The organism is Enhygromyxa salina (assembly GCF_000737335.2).
GTDB lineage: Bacteria > Myxococcota_A > Polyangia > Nannocystales > Nannocystaceae > Plesiocystis > Plesiocystis salina_C.
Window position 1 is genome coordinate 1 of the sequence record NZ_JMCC02000202.1, and the last position, 6044, is coordinate 6044.

The 6044-nt window shown below is 67.7% G+C and carries 5 protein-coding genes; 1 reads left to right on the plus strand and 4 read right to left on the minus strand.

Features of this window, described 5'->3' with window-relative positions:
• Positions 1-72 precede the first annotated feature (72 nt).
• The 4 genes from folB to DB30_RS39835 form a co-directional block, all read right to left on the minus strand.
• Positions 73-756, minus strand: a complete 684-nt coding sequence (gene folB / locus DB30_RS39820; protein WP_052559257.1) for a dihydroneopterin aldolase — start codon at positions 754-756, stop codon at positions 73-75.
• Between the two features lie 10 nt (positions 757-766).
• Complete coding sequence (locus DB30_RS39825; RefSeq protein WP_052559259.1) at positions 767-2320, minus strand: leucyl aminopeptidase family protein; 1554 nt, start codon at positions 2318-2320, stop codon at positions 767-769.
• An 89-nt stretch (positions 2321-2409) separates the two neighbouring features.
• Entirely contained in the window at positions 2410-3240 is an 831-nt protein-coding gene (locus DB30_RS39830; RefSeq protein WP_165704171.1) for an OmpA/MotB family protein, read from the minus strand.
• A gap of 143 nt (positions 3241-3383) precedes the next feature.
• Positions 3384-4190, minus strand: coding sequence for a hypothetical protein (locus DB30_RS39835; RefSeq protein ID WP_146662801.1), 807 nt, complete (start codon positions 4188-4190; stop codon positions 3384-3386).
• Positions 4191-4404: 214 nt separating this feature from the next.
• Between DB30_RS39835 and DB30_RS39840 the strand changes: the two genes are divergently transcribed.
• Complete coding sequence (locus tag DB30_RS39840; RefSeq protein ID WP_146662803.1) at positions 4405-5580, plus strand: hypothetical protein; 1176 nt, start codon at positions 4405-4407, stop codon at positions 5578-5580.
• Positions 5581-6044: the final 464 nt, after the last annotated feature.

Here is a 6044-nt window from a genome sequence, read left to right on the forward strand (position 1 = left end):
AGCGCTGGGCCAAGCTCGCGCGTGAGGTCAACGCCGGCGGCCAGCTGTTCGAGCACGGCTGAACGCCCAAGCTCAGCTACCAACAACGATCTCGTCCTCGGGAACGAACGGGGGGCTGTCGCAACAAAACAAGGTCGCCCGCTGATCCCCAACATTGACGTAGTGGTGGACCCGCTGCTCTCGCCACACGATCGGTTCGAAGCCGTGCAGCCGCTCGCCGTCCCGTTCGATCGCGCCGTCGACCAACCACTCGAGCTCGCGCATGATCTGGTGATAATGCGCCGGGATCTCCCGCTGCGGGTCGATGTGCAGCAAGTACAGCCCGGCCTCGCGGCTCTGGTGCAGGAGCTCGACCTCGCCAAACTCGTTGCGCTCGCGCATGCGCAGGAGCTCCCGCGCCGCGCGATAGACCTCGACGCCGGCCATCGTCGCGCGACCCGGCAGGGCCTCGGGCTTGCGCAGCCGCAGCCGCACATCTTCGATCATCGGGTGCACGCCGATCAACATGGCCGCGAGCTCGCCGGCCGCGACCTCGAGCAACTTGTAGCGGCGAAACTCGAGCAGCGTGGCGATCTCGTCGGCGACGCGCCCGTAGTCGCAGGTCGCCGCGATCCGACCGGAGTAGGCGGCCTCGGCGGTGTCGAGGCCAAGCTCGAGGTCGATCAACAGCGGCTGCGGGCGCAGGCGCTCGTGGTCGAACACGCCAACGATGCAGTCGACGCGCAGCTCGCTGATCAAGATCCGGTCGCGGGCCATCGCGCCGAGACTACTCGCCGGCAAACCGACGGGCGAACTCGACGAGCAGACGGCAGCCAAACCCGGTGGCCCCGCGCCCAAGGTACTCGCGCGAGAACTCGTTGTGCGACTTGCCCGCGAGATCCACGTGGGCCCAGGGATAGTCGACGAACGCGCGCAAGAACGCGGCCGCCGAGCTCGGCGAACCAGCGTGCACGCCAACGTTGCGCAGGTCCGCTTTGTGGTGCCCGAGGTGGCGGTCGTGGATCTCGTGGATCGGCATCGGCCACAGCAGCTCTCCGCTCGCGTGCCCGGCCGCGACCAACAGCTCACGGGCCCGATCCTCGTTGCAATACAGCCCGGCGAAGGGCTCGCCGAGCGCGGCGTGGATCGCCGAGGTCATGGTCGCCAGATCCACGACCAACTCTGGCCGAGGATCCTGGGTCTGCAGCCAGGCGAGCACGTCGGCGAGCACGAGGCGGCCCTCGGCGTCGGTGTTCTCGACATAGACCGTCGTGCCATTGCAGGCGGTGAGCACGTCGCCGGGCTTGTAGGCGTGGGCGTCTACGCAATTCTCGGTCAGCGGGCACAGGCCGATCACGTGCAGCGGCAGCGCCAGCGCGTCGATCGCCAGCATCGCGCCGATCACCGCCGTGGCCCCGCACTTGTCGTGGGTCAGCTGGTGGACCGATGGATCCGTCTTGAGATTGTAGCCCCCCGTGTCGTGGGTCAGGCCCTTGCCCACGAACACCAGCGGCGCCCCCTCGGCGCCGCGATGCTCGAGCCGCAAGATGCAGCCGCGCTCGCTCGCGCCGGCGTCGACGGCGGCAAACAGACCCATGCCTGCCGCCGCTGCCTCAGCCGCGGTGATCGTGCCGAGCTCGAGCTGATGCTCACGCTCCCCCATGTAGGCGCGCACGCGCTCGACGATCCCGCTCGCGGTTCCCAGGTTGCCGGGCAGATCCCCCAGCTCGCGCGCAAAATTTGTTGCCTCGATGATCTTCAGGTGCGCGCCCAAGCGCTTGCGGAGCCGCTCGCTCGCGGCCCGACGCGCGGGCTTGGGCGCGTCGGGCATGCACACGCTGAGGCGGCGCAAGCAGGTTGCGACGGGCCCGTCGTTCGAGCGCTCCCACGCCCGCGGATCGTGGGCACGAAGGCACATGCCCTCGATGATCAGGGCGAGATCAGCGTCCTCGGGCCAGCTGATCAGCGCGGCGTGGCGGATCCCCGCCTGGGTGCACGCCCGCTCGATCATCGCGCCAGCGTTGCGCAGGGCCTGACGCAGACCCAACGCCGCGCCCTGCCGATCAAAGCTGCCAGCGTGCCCGCCCAGATACTCGAGCTCGGGATCCCACGCGCGCTGCTGCGGACCCAGGCAGAACATCAAGACCCGCGGCGTCGGGAGCTCGCGGGTCTCGAGCCAGGTCATGCTCTCGGCCCGCCGAACGATCATCCGCGCGGCGTCACTGCGCAGATACGGAGCCAGCGGCGGAGCCGGGCGACCGCGTTCGGGCGCCCGGAACACAGCGACGTGGACGTCGGCGGCGATGTCCTCGGCTCGCCGCTCGCTCACGGTGATCCGCATGGGCGGATCATACCCCCAGTTCGGAGCCAGTTCGGACCCAGTTCGGACCCAGTTCGGACCCAGCACCGCCGCCCGGCCCGAAAGCCGCGCTACTCGAACATCTTCTCGATGTCCTTGGCGCCCGGTAGATCCGAGAGATCGGGGACGAGCACGATCTCGATCCGCCGGTTCTTCGCGCGACCCTTGCCGCTCTTGTTGCTGGCGGTCGGGCGGCTGTCGGCGAATGAGGCCGCGCTCACGCGCTTGGCCGGCAGCCCGGTGTCGACCATCTCCTTGACGACGTTGATCGCCCGCGCCGCGGCCAACTCCCAGTTTGACGGGTACTCCTTGGTGCTGATCGGCACGTTGTCGGTGTGGCCCTCGACCTGAAACCGGCGGTCGGGGATCTGCGCGAGCAGCTGTCCGACCTCGCGGATCGTCGCGGCGCCCTGCTTCGAGAGATCGGCCGAGCCCGAGCCGAACAGAATGTCGGTCCGCAGCTCGAGGACCATGCGGCCGTCGACGATCTTGGCTTTGAGCTTGCCGTTGTCGATCAACGACTTGAACTTCGCCAGCACCGAGCGGTACTCGGCCGCGCGCGCCTCCGACTGCGCCCGCATGTGGTTGAGCTGGGCCAACGCCTTGCGCATGTCCTCGACCGAGGCCTCGAGGTTGCTGTGGTTCCGAACGAGCTCGGCCAGCTGGCTCTCGGCATCACCGGCGCGGCCCTCCGCGACTGCGATCATCTCTTCTAGATCGCCAACGCGAGCGTCGAGCAGCTCGACCTCGATCTGCGCCTCGTCGAGGGCAACTCTGAGATCCTTGGCCTCTCCGCGGCTGTCGGTCAGCTCGCTGCGCGCCTTCGCTAGATCGGCCTTGACCGCGTCGTAGTCTTGCAGGCTGACGCACCCTCCAACGCCCACCAACAGCGCCAATGCCATGATGACAGGATGGCCCCAGCGGGGGGCTGGGAGCACCTCGCTGGACCCAGACTCAATGACCACAGTATTTCGCTTCATCACGGCGAGTATGTCACCCGCCTGTGCGGCGACACCCCCCGGACGAGTCGAGCGAGCGGGTCGCGTCAGTCGCCGGGCCGCGGTGCAAACCCGAGTCCGACCCCGAGCGGCACACCCACGAGCAGCCAGATCATGAAGTAGCGCTCGCGGACCTTCTCGCGGCCGGCGTGGATCCTCGCGGCTATTTTTTCGGGCGCCTCCACGACGCCCGCCTCCACACCTAGGGGGTGCTCGATCGCGCCGGCGAGCTCGGTCAGCATCGGCTCGACCTGGCTGGTCTCGTAGTTGCTGGCGAACTTCTTGGCGGGGAGGATCATCAGCAACAATCCAACTGCGACGCCCGCGAGCACGTTGGTGACTCGATCCCCCGAGAACAGCCAGCGGCGGACCGGCGCCGGGCTGTGGCGCGAACCCAGCGTTGGTGGCCGAGGCTGCGCCGTGTTGCTCACAGAGGTCGCGACCGGTGCTTGTGATGCCTCGGGATCTCGCGGCACCGCCTTGTGTGCCTTGGTTGGAAGGTCTTCGTCGCTCAGCTCGAGCACGGGGCTCGAAGGCGGCTGCGTGGGCATGCGCCGATTTTGGGGCGGATGGGCGTTGTCGCTGACGGGTTCGAGGTTGGGCCGATCGTCGGAGTCGGTTGGCGGCGCGCTGATCTCGTCTTCGGCGTTGTAGTTGGGCCGCGGGGCCCCAGCCGACGACGCGTCCGACACCGGCTTCGGCGGCGGCTCCGAGTCGTCAAACTTATCGAGCTCGATCGACTCGAACTTCTTGCCGTACTCCTCGGCCGCGGCCGCGCGCCGTCCGTCGTCCTTGCCGAACCCCTCCAGCAAAGGAGGCAGAGCCTTGTTCGAGCCAGGGCGATCGCCGGACACGTCGCTACGGTACCAGAGTGACCAGAGCAACGACCAGTTTGGAATCAGCCGCTCGTGGGCTCCGGGCGGCGGGTGCTGCGAGGTCGCGAAAGATCTGATTGACACGATGTCAGGGGAGGCCGTGTGGACGATGGAGGACGGTTTTGCTCGTCCGAGCGCTCGTGCTTGGGGTTTTTTTGCGCGGATCGGCGACATACGTATGCTGCCCTCCAAGATGCGCCAAACTGACCCGAGTCCGCCGAAGGCCGCGGCGCGAGCGTCCGCGACCCGGCAGCCCCCGTTCGGGCCCAGGACCGGCGCCAACGTCCGTTTTGGAGCTGTCTTGGGGCTCGCGGCCCTCGCCTGCCTGGCGCTCCCCAGCCGCGCCACGGCCAGCCCGGGCGCCGATGGGACCCGCAACTTGTCGATGGGCAACGCAACCCGCGGGTCCTCGACGGGGACCGACGCCGCGATCATCAACCCCGCAGGCCTGAGCTACGCGCAGCAATTCGAGGTCGAGCCGCTCTACCAGTTCAACCTCCAAAACCAGACCCATGGGATCGGCGTGTTCATCAGCGACTCGCTCAACAGCCCGCGGCTCGCCCTGGCGCTTGGCTACATCTTCATGAACGGGACGCCGCGGATCCGCTACGACGATCCCTTCAGCGACCGCCAGCAGCTGAAGCTCGCCCACTTTGGGCACGAGGTGTCAGGTGTGTTGAGCGTGACCGCGGTCCGCAACTGGCTGTACATCGGGATCAAGCCCAAGTGGCAGTACGTGAGCCTGCGCTACCACGACGACGACGGCATCGCGCGCGACTACGCCCCCAAGCACAACGCGTTCGGGCTCGACGCCGCCGTGGCGATCAACCTGCTCGACTGGGTCCGGATCGGGATCGTTGGCTACAACTTGTTCGGCCCCAGCGCCCCCGCGCGCACCGAAGATCCGATCACCGAGATCCCGGGGATCGGAACTGACGACGAGCCCCAGATCAACGACACGAACCTGCGCCCCGTGTCCGACTACCCGCGCAGCCTCGGCCACGGCCTCGCTATTTTTCCGCTGCACAACCCCAACTTCAGCCTCAACGTCGACGCGACCTACGACTTCACGTCGTACCGCGAGACCCAAGATCAGTGGACCCGCATCACCGTCAACGCCGGCGGTGAGTTCGTCGCCGGACCCGTCCCGATCCGCGTGGGCGGCTGGTGGGACTCTCGCGGCCGCGGCAACGCCGACGATCGCGGCTACGTCAGCGCGGGCCTCGGCTTCATCCGCCCCGCCGCCCTCGGTGGCGTTGGCGTCGACTTCGGCGTTGGCTTCGCCCAACAGGTCACCGGCTCGATCCCCCGCGAGCTCGACACGATCTTCAGCGTGAACCTGGGCATCCGCCTCCGCCCCGACCTGTAATAGCGTTTTTTAGACCCCCACATAGGGTTTCGCACTTCGCAGGTCACTCGCTTCGCTCGCTCCCAACGGGACGTTTGTACGCGGCCGCATGTGTGGCCCCCTAGAAGGGGCTCTCGTCTGAGTACCCACGGCCACCGGGGAGGTCTCCACTCACGTGTCGTTCCGTGGTCCTAGATCGCGTGCCTGCTATCGGAGCAGCGCCGCTGATCTTCATCCATGAATCGGAGGATGTGGACGGACTTCGAAACCACAATGGAGCGCCGAGGGGCGCGCGAACAAACGCCCCGAGGAGCGAAGTCCCCGTAAACGTCCGCCGAAGGGACCCTTCTAGGGGCCACACATGCGCCCGCGAAGATCCAGCCCCGAGGAGCGAAGCGACCAGACCGAAGCGGCTGCAGTCGGCGAAGTCCCCGTAAACGTCCGCCGAAGCCACCCGAGCCCCCTTCTAGGGGGCCACACATGCG